Source organism: Serratia sp. CY47280 (assembly GCF_052168655.1).
In the GTDB taxonomy this organism is placed as follows: domain Bacteria; phylum Pseudomonadota; class Gammaproteobacteria; order Enterobacterales; family Enterobacteriaceae; genus Serratia; species Serratia bockelmannii.
Genome location: NZ_JBJNMG010000002.1, coordinates 627,466 through 645,199, shown reverse-complemented (window position 1 = coordinate 645,199; position 17,734 = coordinate 627,466). Strand labels below are relative to the sequence as shown.

Here is a 17,734-nt window from a genome sequence, read left to right as displayed (position 1 = left end):
GAGATGACGCTGTCATTGGAACTTCTCGAAGAGCACCGCATGTTCGGCGGCTGGCAACAGCGTTATCGCCACGCGGCGCAGAGCCTGAATTGCAACATGACATTCAGCATCTACCTGCCGCCGCCGCGCGATGACAACCCGCCGCCGGTGCTGTACTGGCTGTCGGGGCTGACCTGCAACGACGAGAACTTCACGTTGAAAGCCGGCGCGCAGCGCATCGCCGCCGAGCTGGGCCTGGTGCTGGTGATGCCGGACACCAGCCCGCGCGGTGACGAGGTGCCGAACGACGAAGGTTACGATCTGGGCCAGGGCGCCGGGTTCTACCTGAACGCCACCCAGGCGCCGTGGGATCGCCACTTCCGCATGTACGACTACATCAGCGCCGAACTGCCGGCGCTGATCGAACAGCACTTCAGCGTCAGCGATCGTCAGTCGATCTTCGGCCACTCGATGGGCGGCCACGGCGCGCTGATGATGGCATTTCGCAATCCGCAGCGCTTCCGCTCGGTATCGGCGTTCGCGCCGATCGTCAACCCGTGCCAGGTGCCGTGGGGCCGCAAGGCGTTCACCGCCTATCTGGGCAGCGACGAGAGCCAGTGGCTGCAGTACGACAGCTGCCATCTGCTGGCCAGCGGCGCGGAAAAAATGCCGGTCCTGATCGACCAGGGCGATGACGACCAGTTCCTGGCCGATCAGCTGCAGCCGGCGCGGCTGGCCGAGCTGGCGCGCCAGCGCGACTGGCCGCTGACGCTGCGCATTCAGCCGGGGTACGATCACAGCTACTTCACCATCGCCACCTTCGTGGAAGATCACCTGCGCTTCCACGCCGAGCACCTGTTCCGCTAATAAAAAAATCCGGGCGGTTATTAACCCGTCCGGATTTATTCAAAAGCCATCAATCAGAAAATCGATAGCGGCTTTAATTTGATTCCTGTGCTCATTGACATTACCAACGGCCTTCCCAATCTGCGAAATACGTATGGCAGCCATCTCATGCGTCATAACAAGAAACTTTTCGCCGTTGACCTCAATCTCCGGGCATAAACGTGCAGAAATTTTAACCCTGACGTTATCCAAAGCATAAAGGGGGATCATTAACCGGGTCGAGAGGACATCAATAAGATCGCTTTGAACGTCCAGTAAGTAGGGATAGGCTGATGCCGGATACGTATTGTCATATACGGTAAATTGCATATTTAAAATGTCCGATATTCATCAGACAACAAACCATTTTCTTCAGTGATACGATTAAGTTCTTCTAACGCCGCGCGATTTTGCTCGCGCCACTGTTGAATCTCAATATCCCTGACGCGGACGCTCAATGCGTCCGTCAATACGGATGACACATTGACGCCCAGGGATTTTGCGCGCTGGAAAAGATCGCGATCGATGGTTACGTTGACTGTCTTTTTCGTCACATTGCTATTTGCCATATCCATACCTCATCCCTGTAATATACACGGGTCAAATTTTCATCAATTATACTCGTAAAACAGGGGTATGCCAATTCAGCGATGCCCTCACCCCTTCAATTTCGGATCGAGCGCGTCGCGCAATCCGTCACCCAACAGGTTGAACGCCAGCACGGTGATGAATATCGCCAGGCTGGGGAAGATCGCCACGTGCGGCGCGATCACCATATCGGCGCGCGCTTCGTTGAGCATCGCCCCCCACTCCGGCGTCGGCGGCTGGGCGCCCAGGCCCAAAAACGACAGGCTGGCGGCGGTGATGATCGAGGTGCCGATGCGCAGGGTGAAATAGACCACGATCGAAGACAGGGTGCCTGGCAGGATGTGCCGCAGGATGATGGTCCAGTCCGAGGCGCCGATGCTGCGCGCCGACTCGATATAGGTCAGGTGCTTCAGCACCAGCGTATTGCCGCGCACCAGGCGGGCGAAGGCCGGAATGCTAAAGATCGCCACCGCGACGATCACGTTGGCCATGCCGCTGCCCATGATCGCCACCACGCCGATCGCCAGCAAAATGCCGGGAAACGCGAACAGCACGTCGCAGACGCGCATGGTGAGGCGATCCCACCAGCCTTCATAGTAACCGGCCAGCAGCCCCAGCAGGGTGCCGATCGCCCCGCCCGCCAGCACCGAGAACACCCCGGCCGCCAGCGAAATGCGCGCGCCCATCAGGATGCGGCTGAAAATATCGCGTCCGAGGGAATCCACCCCCAGCCAGTGCATCAGCGAAGGCCCTTCGTTCAGCCGGTCGTAATCGAAATAGTTTTCCGCATCGAACGGTGCCAGATAAGGCGCCAGCAGCGCCGCCGCAATCAGCAGCAGCACCAACAGGCCGGCGACCAGCGCCGCCCGCTGGCGGCGAAAACGCCGCCAAAACTCGCCCCACGGCGTGCGTACCGCGTTGGGGTCGATAAGCGGCATCGCCTTCAGTGCGGCGTTGCGCCGCCAATGCTTAATCATGCCGCCTCCTCATTGGTAACGAATCGCCGGGTTGATCGCCGCGTACAACATATCCACCAGCAGGTTGATCAGGATGAACTCCAGCGAGAACAGCAGCACCTCGGCCTGGATCACCGGGTAATCGCGCATCTCCACCGAGTCCACCAGCAAGCGCCCCAGCCCCGGCCAGTTGAACACCTTCTCCACCACGATCGAACCGCCGAGCAGGAAGCCGAACTGCAGCCCCATCATGGTCACTACCGGGATCATCGCGTTGCGCAGGCCGTGTTTCATCACCACCACGCTTTCCCGCACGCCCTTGGCGCGCGCGGTGCGCATGTAGTCCTCCTGCAACACCTCGACGAACGAAGCGCGGGTAAAACGCGCCATCACCGCCGCCACCGCCGCCCCCAAGGTGATAGAAGGCAGAATGTAGTGCCGCCAGCTGTCGGCGCCCACCGTCGGCAGCCACCCCAGCTCGACCGAGAACACCTGCATCAGCAGCATGCCGAGCGCAAAGGCCGGGAACGAGATCCCCGATACCGCCAGCGTCATGCCGAGACGATCCGGCCAACGGTTACGCCACACCGCCGACACCACGCCGATCGCCAGGCCGAACGCTACCGCCCACAGCATGCTGGCGACGGTCAGCCAGAAGGTCGGCATAAAGCGCGAGGCGATCTCTTCGCTCACCGGGCGCTTGGACACCATCGAGATGCCGAAGTCGCCCCGCAGCGCGTTGACGAAAAAGTGCGCGAACTGCTGCGGCAGCGGCTTATCCAACCCCAGATCCTTGCGCACCAGCTGCACCACCGCCTCGTCGGCCTCCGGCCCCGCCGCCAGCCGCGCCGGATCACCCGGCAGCAGGTGGACGAACAGGAACACCAGCACCGCCACGATCAGCAGCGTCGGGATCAGGCCCAGCAGTCGTTTCAGAAAATAATTGAGCATCTCATTCCTTCCCCCACCTGCCGCCGTCTGGCCGCAGGCGGGGATGGGCGCCTTATTTCAGATCGGCGTTATCAAAGTTGAACGAGGTATCCGGCATCACGTAGAAGCCGCTCAGCTGTTTGCTGTTGGCCGACAACAGACGTTCGGTTGCCAGGAAGATCCAGGGCGCGTCGGCCCAGATGCGATCCTGTGCATCCTGATACAGTTTCTGCTTCTCGGCGCGATCGGTGGTCGCCAGCGCGTCGGTCAGATCCTTGTCCACCTGCGGGTTGCTGTAGAACGCGGTGTTGAACTGCTTCGGCGGCGCCGCCTGGGTGGAGAACAGCGGCGACAGCGCCCAGTCCGCTTCCCCGGTCGAGGCCGACCAGCCGGTGTAGAACAGCCGCACGCCGGTGTCTTTCACCCCGACGCTCTCCACCTGCGCCGCGCGCTGCCCGGCATCCATCGCCGTCACCGTCACTTTCACCCCCACCTGCGCCAGCTGCTGTTGGGTGAACTGCAGCACTTTCTGGGCGGTGCTGTGGTTGTGGGACGACCACAGCGTGGTGGTGAAGCCGTTCGGGTAGCCGGCCTCTTTCAACAGCTCGCGCGCCTTGGCCGGATCGTACGGCCACGGCTTGTAGCGGGCGGCGAAATCGATGGCCGGCGGCACCGGCCCTTCCGCCGGCACCGCATAACCGGCGAACGCCACCTTGATCAGCGCGTCCTTGTTAATCGCGTAGTTGAGCGCCTGGCGCACCTTCGGGTTGTCGAACGGCTTTTGAGTGACGTTCATGCTGATGTAACGCTGCAGGATCGACGGCGCAGCCACCACGTCCAGCTTGGCGTTGCCCTCCAGCACCTTGGCCTGCTCGTAAGGGATCGGGAAGGCGAAGGTCGCCTCGCCGGTCTGCAGCATCGCCGCGCGGGTGTTGTTATCCACCACCGGGCGCCAGGTGATGCTGTCGAGCTTCGGCAGCCCCGGCTGCCAGTAGCCGTCGAACTTCTTCACCTTGACGAAATCGGTCTGGTTCCAGGTCATGAACTGATACGGCCCGGTGCCGACCGGGTGGAAACCGATCTCTTTGCCGTATTGCTTCAGCGCCGCCGGGGAGATGATCGCCGCCGCCGGGTGCGCCAGATTGTTGACGAACGCCGAGAACGGCGCCTTCAGCACGATCTTCACCGTATTGGCGTCCACCGCCTCGGTTTTGTCGATCATCTTGAACAGGTTGTAGCGCTTGAGGTGGCTGTCCGGGTTACTGGCGCGATCGAGGTTGGCCTTCACCGCCTCGGCGTTGAACGCGGTGCCGTCGTGGAATTTAATGCCCTGACGCAGTTTGACGGTATAGGTCAGGCCGTCTTTGCTGACCTCATAGCTGTCCGCCAGCACGTTCACCAGCTTCATGTCCTTGTCGAAGCCGAACAACCCCTGATAGAAAGACTTGGCCACCGCCTGCGACAGCGTGTCGTTGGCGTCGTAAGGATCAAGAGTGGTGAAATTGGACGCCACGGCAATCACCGCGTCCTTCGCCGCCCAAACCGGGCCGGTTCCCGCCGCCAGCAGTATGGCGGCCAACAGCGCATTGCGTTTGAATGTGTGCTTCATGTCGCTTGTCTCTCCTGAGGTCTTTAAAAAGCACCGGCGATCGGGTGGCGGGCGACAAAGTGCCCGGCGCCAACCTGCACCAGCGGTGCGGTAACGGGTTCATCGCCCAGTGCGCGCACTGGGCTCGGGATCTCATCGGCCGGCAGCGGCTGCCGTTTGTGGGCATGAGCGGGATCGGCTACCGGCACCGCCGCCATCAACTTGCGGGTATAGGGGTGCTGCGGATTGTCGAATACCGCCTGCCGCGGGCCGATCTCGACAATTTGCCCGAGGTACATCACCGCCACCCGGTGGCTGATACGCTCCACCACCGCCATGTCGTGTGAAATGAACAGAAAAGCGATGCCGAACTCACGCTGCAGATCGAGCAGCAGATTGACGATCTGCGCCTGAATCGACACGTCCAGCGCCGAGACCGCTTCATCGGCGATCACCACTTTCGGGTTCAGCGCCAGCGCGCGCGCGATGCAGATGCGTTGGCGCTGGCCGCCGGAAAATTCGTGCGGATAGCGGCGCGCATGCTCCGGCTGCAGACCGACGCGTTCCAGCAGCCAGGCCACCCGCCGTTCCGCCTCACGGCCGCGCATCACGTTGTGCACCAACAGCGGCTCCATGATGGAGAAACCGACCGTCAGGCGCGGATCGAGCGAGGCGTAAGGATCTTGAAAGATGAACTGAATATCGCGCCGCAGATGCTGCAGCGCCGCCCCCTTCAATTGGTCTATCCGCCGCCCGGCGAAGGTGATGGTGCCGCTCTGGCTGTCCACCAGCTTCAGCAAAGCGCGCCCGGTGGTGGACTTACCGCAGCCGGACTCGCCCACCAGCCCCAGCGTCTCGCCAGGGTAAAGATCGAAACTGACGTTTTCTACCGCGTGCACCCGGCGAGTGACCCGATTGAACAACCCGCCGCGCAGATCAAAACGCGTGACCAGATGCTCCACCCGCAGGATCGGCGCAGCGTCTGGCGGCACGGTATCCTGCGGCGCCGTATCCCCCTCGCCATCCGCCAGCGGAAACTTCGCCGGCAGCGGCCGATCGGCCATCTCCCCCAGCTTCGGCACCGCCGCCAGCAGCGCCCGGGTATAGGCCTGTTGCGGCGCGGCGAATAATTCACGCACTCGATTCTGTTCCACCTGCTCGCCGCGGCGCATCACCAGCACCCGGTCGGCTATCTCTGCCACCACGCCCATGTCGTGAGTGATGAAGATCACCCCCATCTGCATCTCCTGTTGCAGCACGCGGATCAGCTGCAGGATCTGCGCCTGAATGGTGACGTCGAGGGCGGTAGTGGGTTCATCGGCAATCAGCAACGCCGGCTTGCAAGAGAGCGCCATAGCGATCATCACCCGCTGGCGCATGCCGCCGGAAAGCTGATGCGGGTAGCGCCCCAGCACCTCTTTGGCCTCAGGAATGCGCACCAGATCGAGCATGCGCAGCGCCTCCTGACGCGCGCTGCGGTGGTCCATGCCCTGATGCAGGCGCAGCGATTCGGCGATCTGCTCGCCGACCGGAAATACCGGGTTGAGCGAGGTCATCGGCTCCTGGAAGATCATCGCCATGTCGGCGCCGCGCACCGTGCGCAGCGTGCTCTGCGAGGCATGCGCCAGCTCGAGCAACGCGCCGTCGCGCCGGCGCAGCGTCATGGCGCCGCTGACGATGCGCCCACCGCCCTGCTCCACCAGCCGCATCAGTCCCAGTGAAGTCACCGATTTGCCAGAGCCGGACTCACCGACGATTGCCAGCGTCTCGCCGCGATCGAGATCGAACGACAGGTTGCGCACCGCTTCCACGGCGCCGTCCGCTTGAGGAAAACGGATGCTCAAATCGCGCACCGTCAGCACCCGCTGCGGCGGCAATGACAACCCGTCGCCGGCGGGCCGGAATGAAACGTCGGTCATACACCCTCCCGGTGAACGCTTAGCGATAAATCCCGACGGACGGCGCATCGCCGACATAACCAAAACCGCGATACATCCCCTCGCAGTTAAACGGCAGCGCGATATTGCCGTGGCGATCGACGGCGATCATGCCGCCGCTGCCACCCAGTGCAGGCAGCTTCTCCATCACCACCCGATCGCTGGCCGCCTGCAGGCTGAGGCCGCCGTATTCGATCAGGGCGGAGACGTCATAGGCCGCCACGCCGCGCATGAAGATCTCGCCGGTGCCGGTGCTGGAGACCGCCACGGTGGCGTTGTTGGCATAGCAACCGGCGCCGATAATCGGCGTGTCGCCCACTCGCCCTGCCTGCTTGTTGGTCATGCCGCCGGTGGAGGTGGCGGCGGCAAGGTTGCCCAGCGCATCCAGCGCCACCGCGCCGACGGTGCCGAATTTGCGATCGGGATCGAGCGGATCGCCGGCCCGTGCCGCGCCGTCGTGATCGAGCAATACCCGGCCCTGCTCCGCCTGGGCGCGGTGCAGCTGATCAAAGCGTTCTTGGGTAAAGAAGAAGTCGGGAGTAACCATTTCCAGGCCGTGGGCGGCGGCAAACTTCTCGGCGCCTTCGGCGGCAAACAGCACGTGTTCGCTGTTTTCCAGCACCGCGCGCGCCGCCAGCACCGGGTTGCGGATATGGCTGACGCCAGCGACAGCGCCGGCGTCGCAGGTGCGGCCGTCCATCACGCAGGCATCCAGTTCGTGGGTGCCCTGATGGGTAAACACCGAGCCTTTGCCGGCGTTGAACAGCGGGCACTCTTCGAGCAGCCGCACCGCTTCGGTCACCGCATCCAGCGCGCTGCCGCCCTGTGCCAATACCGCCTGCCCGGCGGCCACGATCTCGGACAGCGCCTGGATATACTGCCGTTCTTTTTCCGCACTCAGCGCCGCCCGGGTAATTGCGCCCGCGCCGCCATGAATGGCAATCACTGGTTTGCTCATTTGCCTGACACCCTGTGTTAATCCCGCCGTTGCGCAGCGAATAAGCTGAGCGCGGTATCATTATTATTCAGTCTTTTCGACTCTATTTAGTCCTACAGTGGAAGTACAGCATAACGTCCACGTCCCGCTTTTAGCGTAGCGCGCTTAGACCATTTCGCACCTTGAAATAGCTTATTGGAATAAAAACAGCAGGTTATAAAAAGCAGTAAACCGCTGGTGGTGCGGCTGGGATTATTGGTAATTTCGCGAGAGGAAATAGCGGTAGAGCGTAATGAAATAAACGTTCGCGCTGAGTCACGCTTATTGCGGCGCCCGGCCTGCTGTTTTTACCCGGCCGGGCGCAGATAATCCAACGATTAAAAACCCGAGCCGGGCTGCCGTAAAAAGGCCTCTTCTTCCGGCGTGCTGGTGCGCCCCAATATCGCATTGCGATGCGGGTAGCGGCCGAAACGATCGATGATCGCCTTATGCCGCAGCTCGAACTCCAACTGGTCACCGTTATTGAGCTCGGTATACAGCACCAGCGCCTGCTGGTGGATCAGCGGCGATTCCGAATGCATGAACGGTAGATAGAGAAAACCTCGCTGCTCGCGGCTCAGCCGTTCGCACTCGCCGCTGCGGATCGCCTCCTGCGCCAGGACCAGCGCCATGCCGTCGCAGGCAAACGACTGCGGCGTGCCGCGGAACAGGTTGCGGCTGAACTGATCGAGCACGATCACCTCCGCCAGGCGTCCTTCGATGGTGTCGCGCCAGTGCGCCAGCTCCCCCGCCGCCGCCGCCCGCCAGATTTCGCCGAAACGGCTGTGCAGCAGACGATCGAAATCGTCGTCCTTTTTGAACCACATCACCGGTTCGATCTCGTCGAACCAGAACTCGATAACCTGTTTATGCATCATGATCCTCCTCTGTTTTACCCAGTTTATACCCGTTCGCGCTTCCGGCGCAGTGCGAAAGATGGCGGGCATAACCCGTTCTCCCCCCCGGCGTTCTCTGCCATAATACCCGCACTTTGTCGCTATCAATGCGCACCCTGATTACGGAGTTCCCCTTATGGATCATTGCCATACTTCCGATCTCATCTCCCTGGAGCAAGCGCTGGAAAAAATGCTCGGGCAGATCGCCCCGCTGCAGCAGACCGAATCCGTCGCCCTGACCGCCGCCGCCGGCCGCATCACCGCCGCCCCGGTGGTTTCGCCGCTCGACGTGCCGCCGTTCGCCAACTCGGCGATGGACGGCTATGCGGTGCGCCTCGCCGATCTGGCGGCCAATGCGCCGCTGCCGGTCGCCGGGAAAGCCTTCGCCGGCGCGCCGTTCGACGGTGAATGGCCGGCCAACAGCTGCGTGCGCATCATGACCGGCGCGCCGATCCCGGCCGGGGCGGACGCGGTGATCATGCAGGAGCAGGCAGAAGTGAGCGAGCAGGGCGTGCGTTTTACCGCCCCGGCAGAAGTCGGCCAGAATATCCGTCTGGCGGGTGAAGACATTCGCCAAGGCGCCAGCGTGTTGCCGGCCGGCGTGAAGCTGGGCGCCGCGCAGCTGCCGCTGCTGGCCTCGCTCGGGGTCGCCGAAGTGCAGGTAATGCGTAAGCTGAAGGTGGCGGTGTTCTCCACCGGCGACGAGCTGCAGCCGGTCGGCCAGCCGCTGCAGGCGGGCCAAATCTATGATACCAACCGCTTCGCGGTGCGCCTGATGCTGGAGCAGATGGGCTGCGAAGTGCTCGATCTCGGCATTATCCGCGACGATCGCGATGCGCTGCGCGACGCCTTCACACAGGCGGACAGCCAGGCCGACGTAGTGATCAGCAGCGGCGGCGTCTCGGTCGGCGAGGCCGACTACACCAAACAGATGCTCGACGAACTGGGCCAGGTCAGCTTCTGGAAGCTGGCGATCAAACCCGGCAAACCGTTCGCCTTCGGCAAACTGGGCCACGCCTGGTTCTGCGGCCTGCCGGGCAACCCGGTTTCCGCCGCCCTGACCTTCTACCAACTAGTGCAACCGCTGCTGGCGAAACTGGCCGGCCACAGCGATTGGCGCCTGCCGCCCCGCCTGCGCGCATGCGCGCTAACCCCGCTGAAGAAATCGCCGGGCCGCCTCGATTTCCAGCGCGGGGTGTTCAGCAGCAACGCCACGGGTGAACTGGAGGTCAGCACTACCGGCCACCAGGGCTCGCACGTCTTCAGCTCCTACAGCCAAGGCAACTGTTTCATCGTGCTGGAACGCGAACGCGGTTCGGTGGCGGTAGGCGAAACGGTGGAGATCGAGCCGTTCAACGCCCTGCTGAGGAGCTGAACATGCTGCCGGAATTGACCGACGCCGAAGCGCTGCGCTACAACCGCCAGATCGTGCTGCGCGGCTTTGACTTCGACGGCCAGGAGAAGCTGAAGGCCGCCCGCGTGCTGATCGCCGGGCTGGGCGGGCTGGGCTGCGCCGCCGCGCCATATCTGGCGGCGGCCGGCGTCGGCCATCTGGTGCTGGTGGATTTCGACACCGTCTCGCTCTCCAACCTGCAGCGCCAGATCCTGCACCGCGACGATCGCATCGGCCAGAGCAAAGTCGCCTCCGCCAGGCAGGAACTGAGCGCCATCAATCCGCATATTCGCATCGCCGCCATCGACGGCCGTCTGGAAGATGACGCGATCGCGGCAGAGATCGCCGCCTGCGATCTGGTGCTCGACTGCACCGACAACGTGGCGGCGCGCGACGCCCTGAATCGCCTGTGCCACGCACAGCGCAAGCCGCTGGTTTCCGGCGCGGCGATCCGCATGGAGGGCCAGCTCAGCGTATTCACCTATCAGCCGGGCGAGCCCTGCTACCGCTGCCTGAGCCGGCTGTTCGGCGACAGCGCCCTCACCTGCGTCGAAGCGGGCGTGATGGCCCCGCTGGTCGGTACTATCGGTACCCTGCAGGCGATGGAAGCCATCAAGCTGCTGGCCGACTATGGTCAGCCGCTGCGCGGCAAGCTGTTGATGTTCGATGCGATGAGCATGCAGTTCCGCGAGATGAAGCTGCCGAAGGATCCACACTGCGAAGTGTGCGGCGGGGCGTGACGGATAAAAAAAGGGCGGGATAATTCCCGCCCTGATGCGTTACCGCGAGGGTTACACGATGCCCTGGCTGCGCAGATAGTCTTCGTAGTTGCCGGTAAAGTCGATCACCTTGTTCGGGGTGATTTCCAGAATCCGGGTCGCCAGCGAGCTGACGAACTCACGGTCGTGGGAGACGAAGATCAGCGTGCCTTCGTACATCTCCAGCGCCATGTTCAGCGATTCGATGGATTCCATATCCAGGTGGTTGGTCGGTTCGTCCATCACCAGAATATTCGGGCGCTGCATCATCAGCTTGCCGAACAGCATGCGGCCCTTCTCACCACCGGATAGCACCTTCACGCGCTTCTTGATGTCGTCCTGGCTGAACAGCAAACGGCCCAGCACACTGCGCACCGCCTGCTCGTCGTCTTTTTCCTGCTTCCACTGGCTCATCCAGTCGAACACAGTCAGGGTGTCGTCGAACTCGTATTCGTGATCCTGCGCGTAATAACCGATACGGGCGTTTTCCGACCACTTCACGGTGCCGCTGTCCGGCTGCGCGTCGCCCACCAGCGTTTTCAGCAGGGTGGTTTTACCGATGCCGTTGGCACCCAGCACCGCGACCTTCTCGCCCACTTCCACCATCAGGTTCAGCTTGTTGAACAGCGGGCCTTCGTCGAAGCCCTTGGTGAGCGCTTCCACTTCCAATGCGTTACGGAACAGCTTTTTGTCCTGCTCGAAACGGATGAACGGGTTCTGGCGGCTGGAGGCTTTCACCTCTTCCAGCTGGATCTTGTCGATCTGGCGGGCGCGCGAGGTGGCCTGCTTGGATTTGGAGGCGTTGGCGCTAAAGCGGCTGACGAACGATTGCAGCTCGCTGATCTGCGCTTTCTTCTTAGCGTTGTCCGCCATCAAACGCTCACGCGCCTGGGTGGCGGCGGTCATATATTCGTCGTAGTTGCCCGGGTAGACGCGCAGCTCGCCGTAGTCCAGATCCGCCATGTGGGTGCAGACCATGTTCAGGAAGTGACGGTCGTGCGAGATGATGATCATGGTGCTGTTGCGTTCGTTCAGCACCTGCTCCAGCCAACGAATGGTGTCGATGTCCAGGTTGTTGGTTGGTTCGTCGAGCAACAGGATTTCCGGATCGGAGAACAGCGCCTGCGCCAGCAACACGCGCAGCTTGAAGCCCGGCGCGATTTCGCTCATCGGGCCATAGTGCTGTTCCACCGGAATGCCCACGCCAAGCAGCAGTTCGCCGGCACGCGCTTCGGCGGTATAACCGTCCATTTCGCCGTAGGCCACTTCCAGGTCGGCTACTTTATAGCCGTCTTCTTCGCTCATCTCCGCCAATGCGTAGATGCGGTCGCGCTCTTCCTTCACCGCCCACAGTTCGGTGTGACCCATGATCACGGTGTCCAGCACGCTGTACTGCTCGAAGGCGAACTGATCCTGACGCAGTTTACCCAGGCGCTCGTTCGGATCGAGGAACACGTTGCCGCCGCTCGGCACCAGATCGCCGCCGAGGATTTTCATAAAGGTGGACTTGCCGCAGCCGTTGGCGCCGATCAGGCCGTAACGGTTGCCGCCGCCGAATTTAACAGAGATGTTTTCAAACAACGGCTTACTGCCGAACTGCATGGTGATGTTGTTAGTGCTTAACACAGCGCTCGCTCTTTATACATAGGGAATGTGATTTGGCGCGCATTATGCCACAACGGGGTGCAGAGATCGCGGGAAGTTTCGGTGACATTTTGAGCGTCAGGCTGGTGCCGTTTGCCGGTGGGCATTGGCTTGCGTACAAAAAGTCTGCTAGATTCGGCGGTTCATATTGAAAAGGATTTCTATGAAAAGCGTAAAGCAGATAGCCAACGACATGGCGGATGCCGTAAACATTGACAGCAATTTAGTGCGCGGGTTTGCACAAGGTTTTATCAGCGTACCGGTCGATTTCTACAACCTGGGCTACGACTATATTGATACTGAAAACAGATGGCTAAACTCGCAAGATAAAGAGCGATTTATCAGACTCATCAAGTCAGGCCTGGCCAATAAAGCGAGCATCGAGAAAGTGGCTCATATCTTCATCGAAAACTTCGCCAGTAAGGTCAAGTTTGAAGATGTTAAGGACATGACCATAAGAAAATTAGGCAAACTCATCGGTAAATTCGCCTTTAATCAGTTAGCCACCGCAAACATGGGATATATATTCTCTAAACAAATCATCCCACGGCTTGTCTCGGGTGTTGCCGTTGGCTCAATTCTCACCGCTGGAGCAAGCATATCGCGCTCTGTCTATACATCACGCGACTTGAGGGCAAGAAACTCACGGATGTAAGATCAACTCAGACGCCTGGGAAACCTCGATCTGCTGTACTTTCTGTTAGAAAACAAAGTCCGACCATTCGAGGATGCCGTCTCGGTTTGGGAAAGAGATCGAAAGAAATTAAGCCAAATTTGTCAGTACTTTTTTGCAAAGGTTAACGTATGAAGAACTTTATGCTGGCGGCTTTATCCAGAATTATTCAGGGCATTGGGTGCGGCGTTGTGGCCCTCTCGCTGTTAGCCATTGCCTGGTTCATGTTTTATTCCGACGACAGTTTGAAGTATCTGTGGGTTGCGATATCAATAGCGGGAGTTTTCTTAGGGTATGTCATTTTCAGGTTTGCGGTTAAAAAAATACACGACGGAAGCCCTGATTAAATAACATTGTGTTCAATTGAGCAGCAGATCACTCAGTCCAAAGAAACTCGCGTCAATTATTACATAGTTTGTCCTAATACCGACGCTCAGCGCAGCTGCTTCTCCAGCCACGCGCGCATATCCGCCACCACCCGCGTCATTTCACTCTCGCCATTTTCGCGCCGCATCACATGGTCTAAAGCCGGATAATTCAGGTAAGTGATATTCGTTTTGCCGTCGGCCCGCAGCTCGGCGATCATTTTCCCGACCGCTCCCGGCGAAACGGCGCGATCCTGGTCACCCTGCACGATCAGCACCGGCGTCTTGATGCTGCGCAGGGTGGCAAGCTGATCGATGTTCAGCATGCCATGCCACCAGGCATAGCCATGATCGCTGGCGTTCAGGGGGAACGGCGGCGCCGTCAGCACCTGCTGTAAAAATGCGTTCAGCCCGGCTTTCTCTTCTTTTGGCGCGTCGGCCACGCTGTGGCGCACATCGTCAATAAACCAGCGTCCGCCGCCGCTGAACGCCAGGGTGGCGTCAACCAGGCCCGAGGAGGCCGTCACCAGATTGGCGATCACCGCCCCTTCGCTGCCCCCCAGCACCGCGACCTTTTGATAGCCGTTGCGCGCACTCACCGCCTGCAGCACCTGGGTGACATCGCTCACCCGCCGCTGCGGCGTATCATGCTGCACGAAAGCGTCCGGGCAATCCTGCCGCGGCACCTCTTCGCGGTACGGCAAGGTGTCGTCGATGCCGTATTTCTCCACCGTCAGCAGGTCTGCGGCGGGTAACACCTGCCGCATCGGCGTGACCAGGCGGATATGCCGCACGCTGTTGCAATCCGAACCTTGCAGGATCACCAACAGCGCCGCCGACGATTGCCCGGGCACCGCAGCGTCCAGATAGTAATGAATACTCGAACCATCCTCCCGCGGCAGCGTCAGCGCTGCAGATTGCGCCATCGCCAGCCCGCTCCACAGCGCCAATACGCTCAGCATGCCTGTCGCCACTCTCATCACTTGCTCCTCTTCCCTGTTGCGTTCGGTTAATTCGTCTTTTCTGGTCTACGCTTCATGCCAATCACGTTTCTGACAGGGAAGCCTTACCATGCCACACCTCTATAACACCGCACTGCTGATCGGCGCCGCGCTGAGCACCATCGCCGCCCTGCTGCATATTTGGGTGATCGCCGCCGGGCCGCGCGGCTATCGGCTGTGCGGCGCCGGCGATCGCTTCATTAAGGCGGCGGAAGCGGGTAAAAAGTTCCCGGCCGTCGTCACCGCCGGTATCGCGCTGGTTCTGTTTATTTGGGCGCTGTACGCGCTGTCCGGCGCGGGCCTGATCGCGCCGCTGCCGCTGCTGCGGCCCGCGCTGTTTATCATCACCTTTATCTACCTGCTGCGCGGCGTCGCCGGCCCTTTCGCCCTGCGTGATACTGGCCGCAGCCAACGCTTCATCGTCGTCAGCTCGCTGATTTGCCTCGGCTTCGGGCTGGTGCATCTGCTGGGGATGACGCAGCGCTGGAGTGCGTTGGCGTAACGCCCTGTTGCTGCAAAACGGCGATAAACGCCTGCGCGGCGGCGCTGCGGTAAGCGCCTTTGCGCTGCAGCCATACCGCCTGCCGCACCGGCATGGCGTTGGCCAACGCCACTTTTTTCAACTGCCGGTTCTCGCGCGCAATGGCGGCTGGCAGCAGCGTGGCGAGCTGCCCGCGCCGCACGATCTCGACGATGGCGCCCAGCGCATTGGCCTCCACCGCCACCTGCGGCCGGAATCCCAACTGTGTGCAGTAGCGATCGATAAACTGCCGCGTGGCGAAGTCGCCACTCAGCAAAGCCAGCGGCAGATGTTGCCACTCCGCCAGCGTCAGCGGCCGGCGATGCGCCGCCAGGGGATGATCGGCGCCGACCATCAGCTCCAGCGTCTCGCTGAACAACGGCGTGGCTTCTACCTCCGCCGACTGCGCCATCTCGAAGGCGATCCCCAGGTCCAGCCGATCCTGCGCCAGCAGCGCCTCAATTCGCTCTTGCGCCATCTCCTCAATGCTCAGGGTAATCCCCGGGTAGCGGCGGTAGAACGCATCGATCGTCGGCCCCACCAGATAGGCGGTGAAGGTTGGCGTCATCGCCAGCCGCAAATGGCCGCGCGCCAGCGTCGCCACGTCATGGATCGCCCGCGCGCCGGCGTCCAAATCCTGCAGCGCCAACCGCGCATAGCGCATCCACGCCTCACCGGCGTCGGTCAGGCGCACGGCTCTGCCGCTGCGATCGAACAACGGCGCCCCCAGTGCGTCTTCCAACTGCTTGATCTGCTGGGACAACGTCGGTTGCGAGACGTGCAGCGCTTCGGCGGCGCGGGTGAAGTTGCCCTGTTCGGCAACGGCCAGAAAATAACGGATGTGTCGCAGCAGCATAGCGCCCCAGTTATTAGTAAAACCTATAGACAGCATTATAAATGGGTCTTAGACCCTATAGCCAGAAGCGTTCATCATGCCGCCATCGCATAACGACACCCAATGGAGAAACGGATGAAAGAGGTGATTGAAGGCTTCCTGAAGTTCCAGCGCGAAGCCTTTGTTGAACGCACGGCGCTGTTTCAGCAGTTGGCGACCCGCCAAAACCCGCGCACCCTGTTTATCTCATGTTCCGACAGCCGCCTGGTGCCGGAGCTGGTCACCCAGCGCGAGCCGGGCGATCTGTTCGTGATCCGCAACGCCGGTAACATCGTGCCTTCTTTTGGCCCCGAACCCGGCGGGGTTACCGCCTCGGTCGAGTACGCCGTCGCTGCGCTGGGCGTGGAAGACATCGTGATCTGCGGCCATTCCGACTGCGGCGCGATGACCGCCATCGCCACCTGCCAGTGTCTGGATCACCTGCCGACGGTCGCCGGCTGGCTGCGTTACGCCGATTCCGCCAAGGCGGTCAACCAGGCTTATCCGCACGCCTCCGACGCAGCCCGGGTCGCGTCGATGGTGCGCGAAAACGTCATCGCCCAGCTCAACAACATCAAAACGCACCCTTCCGTCGCCCTGGCGCTGGATCAGGGCCGCCTGGCGCTGCACGGCTGGGTCTATGACATCGCCAGCGGCGCTATCGAGGCGCTGGACGGCGAAACCCGCCGCTTCGTGCCGCTCGCCACCCATCCCGAGGTGACCGCCACCCCGGCGATCGCCCGTTTTTAAGCCCACAAAAGGAGTCAACATGACACACTCTCTGCACAACACCGCCCCGCGCGAAGCGCTCACCGACACCATCATGGCCGCCAAGATCCGCCATAATCTGACGTTCGAAGCGCTGGCCGAGGGCACCGGTCTCAGCCTGGCGTTTGTCACCGCCGCCCTGCTGGGGCAGCATGCGCTGCCGGAACCGGCGGCGCGCACGGTAGCGGCCAAGCTGGGGCTGGACGAAGAAGCGGTGCTGCTGCTGCAAACCATCCCGCTGCGCGGCAGCATTCCCGGCGGCGTGCCAACCGATCCGACCATTTATCGCTTCTATGAAATGCTGCAGGTTTACGGTTCCACGCTGAAAGCGCTGGTGCACGAGCAGTTTGGCGACGGCATCATCAGCGCCATCAACTTCAAGCTGGATATCAAGAAGGTCGCCGATCCGGACGGCGGCGAACGCGCGGTGATCACCCTGGACGGCAAATACCTGCCAACCAAGCCTTTCTAATTGGCCTTTCGCCGGCGGCCCGCGCTGCCGGCAAATTGACAGCCAACCTGCCATTGGCTACATTAACTGCGCTTAAACGCCGCCCTGGCGTTTTTCACTGCCCGAGGCCTGTATGTTGGAGATTGTAACCATCCGATAGTCGCTTCCTTGCCGTATGGCGAGGGACTCTGACGTATCCGACGCGCGTTTGCGCGGGGATGCGCGTATCTGGGGTTATTACAGGATCTCCCAACATGAACATTTCCAAAGCGGAACAACGCGTGCTGCACGTGTTGGCCAAAGGCGGTTATATCGCCTTCACCCGCAACGACGCCGGTCGCGTCACCCACGTCGAATGCTACACCCGCGAAGGGCTCGGCCTGGCCGACTGCTCGCTGGCCGTCTTCACCAAGCTCAAAACCAAACGCCTGATCCTCTCTCGCCAGGGGCGCCCTTATCGCGTCACCTTCGCCGGGCTCAAGGCCGTGCGGGCGCAGCTGGATAACCGTTAATCATCGATGCCGGCCGGGCAGGCAGCCCGGTCGGCACAGC

Annotated in this window: 20 protein-coding genes; 9 read left to right on the top strand and 11 right to left on the bottom strand. The window is 61.4% G+C overall.

Going from position 1 to position 17,734, the window contains the following annotated elements; translation table 11 throughout:
• Window positions 1–3: 3 nt before the first annotated feature.
• Window positions 4–846: an S-formylglutathione hydrolase gene (gene fghA, locus ACJ8J4_RS12620; protein ID WP_015377214.1), complete on the top strand. Its 843-nt coding sequence runs from the start codon at window positions 4–6 to the stop codon at window positions 844–846.
• A 39-nt stretch (window positions 847–885) separates the two neighbouring features.
• On the opposite strand, the gene ACJ8J4_RS12615 is transcribed toward fghA, so the two are convergent.
• The 8 genes from ACJ8J4_RS12615 to ACJ8J4_RS12580 all read right to left on the bottom strand — a co-directional run bounded on the left by ACJ8J4_RS12615 (window position 886) and on the right by ACJ8J4_RS12580 (window position 8,714).
• Window positions 886–1,194: a CcdB family protein gene (locus ACJ8J4_RS12615; RefSeq protein ID WP_049208872.1), complete on the bottom strand. Its 309-nt coding sequence runs from the start codon at window positions 1,192–1,194 to the stop codon at window positions 886–888.
• 2 nt (window positions 1,195–1,196) lie between these two features.
• Window positions 1,197–1,439, bottom strand: a complete 243-nt coding sequence (locus ACJ8J4_RS12610) for a type II toxin-antitoxin system CcdA family antitoxin (RefSeq protein ID WP_079449478.1) — start codon at window positions 1,437–1,439, stop codon at window positions 1,197–1,199.
• Between the two features lie 81 nt (window positions 1,440–1,520).
• Window positions 1,521–2,429: a glutathione ABC transporter permease GsiD gene (gsiD, locus tag ACJ8J4_RS12605; RefSeq protein WP_169540348.1), complete on the bottom strand. Its 909-nt coding sequence runs from the start codon at window positions 2,427–2,429 to the stop codon at window positions 1,521–1,523.
• A 9-nt stretch (window positions 2,430–2,438) separates the two neighbouring features.
• Window positions 2,439–3,359, bottom strand: a complete 921-nt coding sequence (gene gsiC, locus ACJ8J4_RS12600) for a glutathione ABC transporter permease GsiC (RefSeq protein WP_025302141.1) — start codon at window positions 3,357–3,359, stop codon at window positions 2,439–2,441.
• Window positions 3,360–3,411: 52 nt separating this feature from the next.
• The gene (gene gsiB / locus ACJ8J4_RS12595) at window positions 3,412–4,947 is read right to left on the bottom strand and encodes a glutathione ABC transporter substrate-binding protein GsiB (protein WP_089180702.1); all 1,536 of its coding nucleotides are present in this window, start codon (window positions 4,945–4,947) and stop codon (window positions 3,412–3,414) included.
• A 23-nt stretch (window positions 4,948–4,970) separates the two neighbouring features.
• Complete coding sequence (locus ACJ8J4_RS12590) at window positions 4,971–6,845, bottom strand: dipeptide ABC transporter ATP-binding protein (RefSeq protein ID WP_197835308.1); 1,875 nt, start codon at window positions 6,843–6,845, stop codon at window positions 4,971–4,973.
• 19 nt (window positions 6,846–6,864) lie between these two features.
• Window positions 6,865–7,821 carry an isoaspartyl peptidase/L-asparaginase family protein gene (locus ACJ8J4_RS12585; RefSeq protein WP_089180700.1) on the bottom strand — a complete coding sequence of 319 codons (957 nt, stop codon included), beginning with the start codon at window positions 7,819–7,821 and terminating at the stop codon, window positions 6,865–6,867.
• Between the two features lie 356 nt (window positions 7,822–8,177).
• Window positions 8,178–8,714, bottom strand: a complete 537-nt coding sequence (locus ACJ8J4_RS12580) for a DUF924 family protein (RefSeq protein ID WP_049295271.1) — start codon at window positions 8,712–8,714, stop codon at window positions 8,178–8,180.
• Between the two features lie 157 nt (window positions 8,715–8,871).
• Here ACJ8J4_RS12580 and moeA point away from each other — a divergent pair, with 157 nt between their 5' ends.
• Together moeA and moeB are read left to right on the top strand one after the other, a co-directional pair.
• Complete coding sequence (gene moeA / locus ACJ8J4_RS12575; RefSeq protein ID WP_197835306.1) at window positions 8,872–10,110, top strand: molybdopterin molybdotransferase MoeA; 1,239 nt, start codon at window positions 8,872–8,874, stop codon at window positions 10,108–10,110.
• 2 nt (window positions 10,111–10,112) lie between these two features.
• Window positions 10,113–10,868, top strand: a complete 756-nt coding sequence (gene moeB / locus ACJ8J4_RS12570) for a molybdopterin-synthase adenylyltransferase MoeB (protein ID WP_197835303.1) — start codon at window positions 10,113–10,115, stop codon at window positions 10,866–10,868.
• Between the two features lie 51 nt (window positions 10,869–10,919).
• Here moeB and ACJ8J4_RS12565 read toward each other — a convergent pair whose 3' ends face one another.
• The gene (locus tag ACJ8J4_RS12565) at window positions 10,920–12,512 is read right to left on the bottom strand and encodes an ABC-F family ATPase (RefSeq protein WP_025302134.1); all 1,593 of its coding nucleotides are present in this window, start codon (window positions 12,510–12,512) and stop codon (window positions 10,920–10,922) included.
• A gap of 181 nt (window positions 12,513–12,693) precedes the next feature.
• On the opposite strand from ACJ8J4_RS12565, the gene ACJ8J4_RS12560 reads away from it, so the two are divergent.
• Together ACJ8J4_RS12560 and ACJ8J4_RS12555 are read left to right on the top strand one after the other, a co-directional pair.
• Entirely contained in the window at window positions 12,694–13,185 is a 492-nt protein-coding gene (locus ACJ8J4_RS12560; protein WP_264383883.1) for a hypothetical protein, read from the top strand.
• Between the two features lie 149 nt (window positions 13,186–13,334).
• A complete protein-coding gene (locus tag ACJ8J4_RS12555; protein WP_060444247.1) occupies window positions 13,335–13,550 on the top strand; it encodes a hypothetical protein in 216 nt (71 codons plus the stop codon).
• 86 nt (window positions 13,551–13,636) lie between these two features.
• Here the strand turns inward: ACJ8J4_RS12555 and ACJ8J4_RS12550 are convergent, their stop codons facing one another.
• Entirely contained in the window at window positions 13,637–14,548 is a 912-nt protein-coding gene (locus tag ACJ8J4_RS12550; RefSeq protein ID WP_072269809.1) for an alpha/beta hydrolase family protein, read from the bottom strand.
• Between the two features lie 91 nt (window positions 14,549–14,639).
• Here ACJ8J4_RS12550 and ACJ8J4_RS12545 point away from each other — a divergent pair, with 91 nt between their 5' ends.
• Entirely contained in the window at window positions 14,640–15,071 is a 432-nt protein-coding gene (locus ACJ8J4_RS12545; protein ID WP_043143410.1) for a hypothetical protein, read from the top strand.
• Here the strand turns inward: ACJ8J4_RS12545 and cynR are convergent.
• Complete coding sequence (gene cynR / locus ACJ8J4_RS12540) at window positions 14,995–15,945, bottom strand: transcriptional regulator CynR (protein ID WP_060447546.1); 951 nt, start codon at window positions 15,943–15,945, stop codon at window positions 14,995–14,997. The two genes, ACJ8J4_RS12545 and cynR, sit on opposite strands and share 77 nt — an antisense overlap.
• 114 nt (window positions 15,946–16,059) lie before the next feature.
• On the opposite strand from cynR, the gene ACJ8J4_RS12535 reads away from it, so the two are divergent.
• The 3 genes from ACJ8J4_RS12535 (at window position 16,060) to ACJ8J4_RS12525 (ending at window position 17,694) form a co-directional block, all read left to right on the top strand.
• Window positions 16,060–16,713, top strand: a complete 654-nt coding sequence (locus ACJ8J4_RS12535; protein WP_049203432.1) for a carbonic anhydrase — start codon at window positions 16,060–16,062, stop codon at window positions 16,711–16,713.
• Between the two features lie 19 nt (window positions 16,714–16,732).
• Entirely contained in the window at window positions 16,733–17,203 is a 471-nt protein-coding gene (gene cynS / locus ACJ8J4_RS12530) for a cyanase (protein WP_049208879.1), read from the top strand.
• A gap of 233 nt (window positions 17,204–17,436) precedes the next feature.
• Window positions 17,437–17,694, top strand: a complete 258-nt coding sequence (locus ACJ8J4_RS12525) for a YjhX family toxin (RefSeq protein WP_004939031.1) — start codon at window positions 17,437–17,439, stop codon at window positions 17,692–17,694.
• The last annotated feature ends 40 nt before the right edge of the window (window positions 17,695–17,734 follow it).

What these genes read in the sequence shown, in the direction of transcription:
- gsiD (WP_169540348.1), bottom strand. Translation starts at nt 2,429, where the DNA reads ATGATTAAGCATTGGCGGCGCAACGCCGCACTGAAGGCGATGCCGCTT.
- gsiC (WP_025302141.1), bottom strand. Translation starts at nt 3,359, where the DNA reads ATGCTCAATTATTTTCTGAAACGACTGCTGGGCCTGATCCCGACGCTG.
- ACJ8J4_RS12550 (WP_072269809.1), bottom strand. Translation starts at nt 14,548, where the DNA reads ATGAGAGTGGCGACAGGCATGCTGAGCGTATTGGCGCTGTGGAGCGGG.
- ACJ8J4_RS12555 (WP_060444247.1), top strand. Translation starts at nt 13,335, where the DNA reads ATGAAGAACTTTATGCTGGCGGCTTTATCCAGAATTATTCAGGGCATT.
- ACJ8J4_RS12580 (WP_049295271.1), bottom strand. Translation starts at nt 8,714, where the DNA reads ATGCATAAACAGGTTATCGAGTTCTGGTTCGACGAGATCGAACCGGTG.
- ACJ8J4_RS12525 (WP_004939031.1), top strand. Translation starts at nt 17,437, where the DNA reads ATGAACATTTCCAAAGCGGAACAACGCGTGCTGCACGTGTTGGCCAAA.
- cynS (WP_049208879.1), top strand. Translation starts at nt 16,733, where the DNA reads ATGACACACTCTCTGCACAACACCGCCCCGCGCGAAGCGCTCACCGAC.
- gsiB (WP_089180702.1), bottom strand. Translation starts at nt 4,947, where the DNA reads ATGAAGCACACATTCAAACGCAATGCGCTGTTGGCCGCCATACTGCTG.
- ACJ8J4_RS12615 (WP_049208872.1), bottom strand. Translation starts at nt 1,194, where the DNA reads ATGCAATTTACCGTATATGACAATACGTATCCGGCATCAGCCTATCCC.
- ACJ8J4_RS12610 (WP_079449478.1), bottom strand. Translation starts at nt 1,439, where the DNA reads ATGGATATGGCAAATAGCAATGTGACGAAAAAGACAGTCAACGTAACC.
- ACJ8J4_RS12535 (WP_049203432.1), top strand. Translation starts at nt 16,060, where the DNA reads ATGAAAGAGGTGATTGAAGGCTTCCTGAAGTTCCAGCGCGAAGCCTTT.
- moeA (WP_197835306.1), top strand. Translation starts at nt 8,872, where the DNA reads ATGGATCATTGCCATACTTCCGATCTCATCTCCCTGGAGCAAGCGCTG.
- ACJ8J4_RS12560 (WP_264383883.1), top strand. Translation starts at nt 12,694, where the DNA reads ATGAAAAGCGTAAAGCAGATAGCCAACGACATGGCGGATGCCGTAAAC.
- cynR (WP_060447546.1), bottom strand. Translation starts at nt 15,945, where the DNA reads ATGCTGCTGCGACACATCCGTTATTTTCTGGCCGTTGCCGAACAGGGC.
- fghA (WP_015377214.1), top strand. Translation starts at nt 4, where the DNA reads ATGACGCTGTCATTGGAACTTCTCGAAGAGCACCGCATGTTCGGCGGC.
- ACJ8J4_RS12590 (WP_197835308.1), bottom strand. Translation starts at nt 6,845, where the DNA reads ATGACCGACGTTTCATTCCGGCCCGCCGGCGACGGGTTGTCATTGCCG.
- ACJ8J4_RS12585 (WP_089180700.1), bottom strand. Translation starts at nt 7,821, where the DNA reads ATGAGCAAACCAGTGATTGCCATTCATGGCGGCGCGGGCGCAATTACC.
- moeB (WP_197835303.1), top strand. Translation starts at nt 10,113, where the DNA reads ATGCTGCCGGAATTGACCGACGCCGAAGCGCTGCGCTACAACCGCCAG.
- ACJ8J4_RS12545 (WP_043143410.1), top strand. Translation starts at nt 14,640, where the DNA reads ATGCCACACCTCTATAACACCGCACTGCTGATCGGCGCCGCGCTGAGC.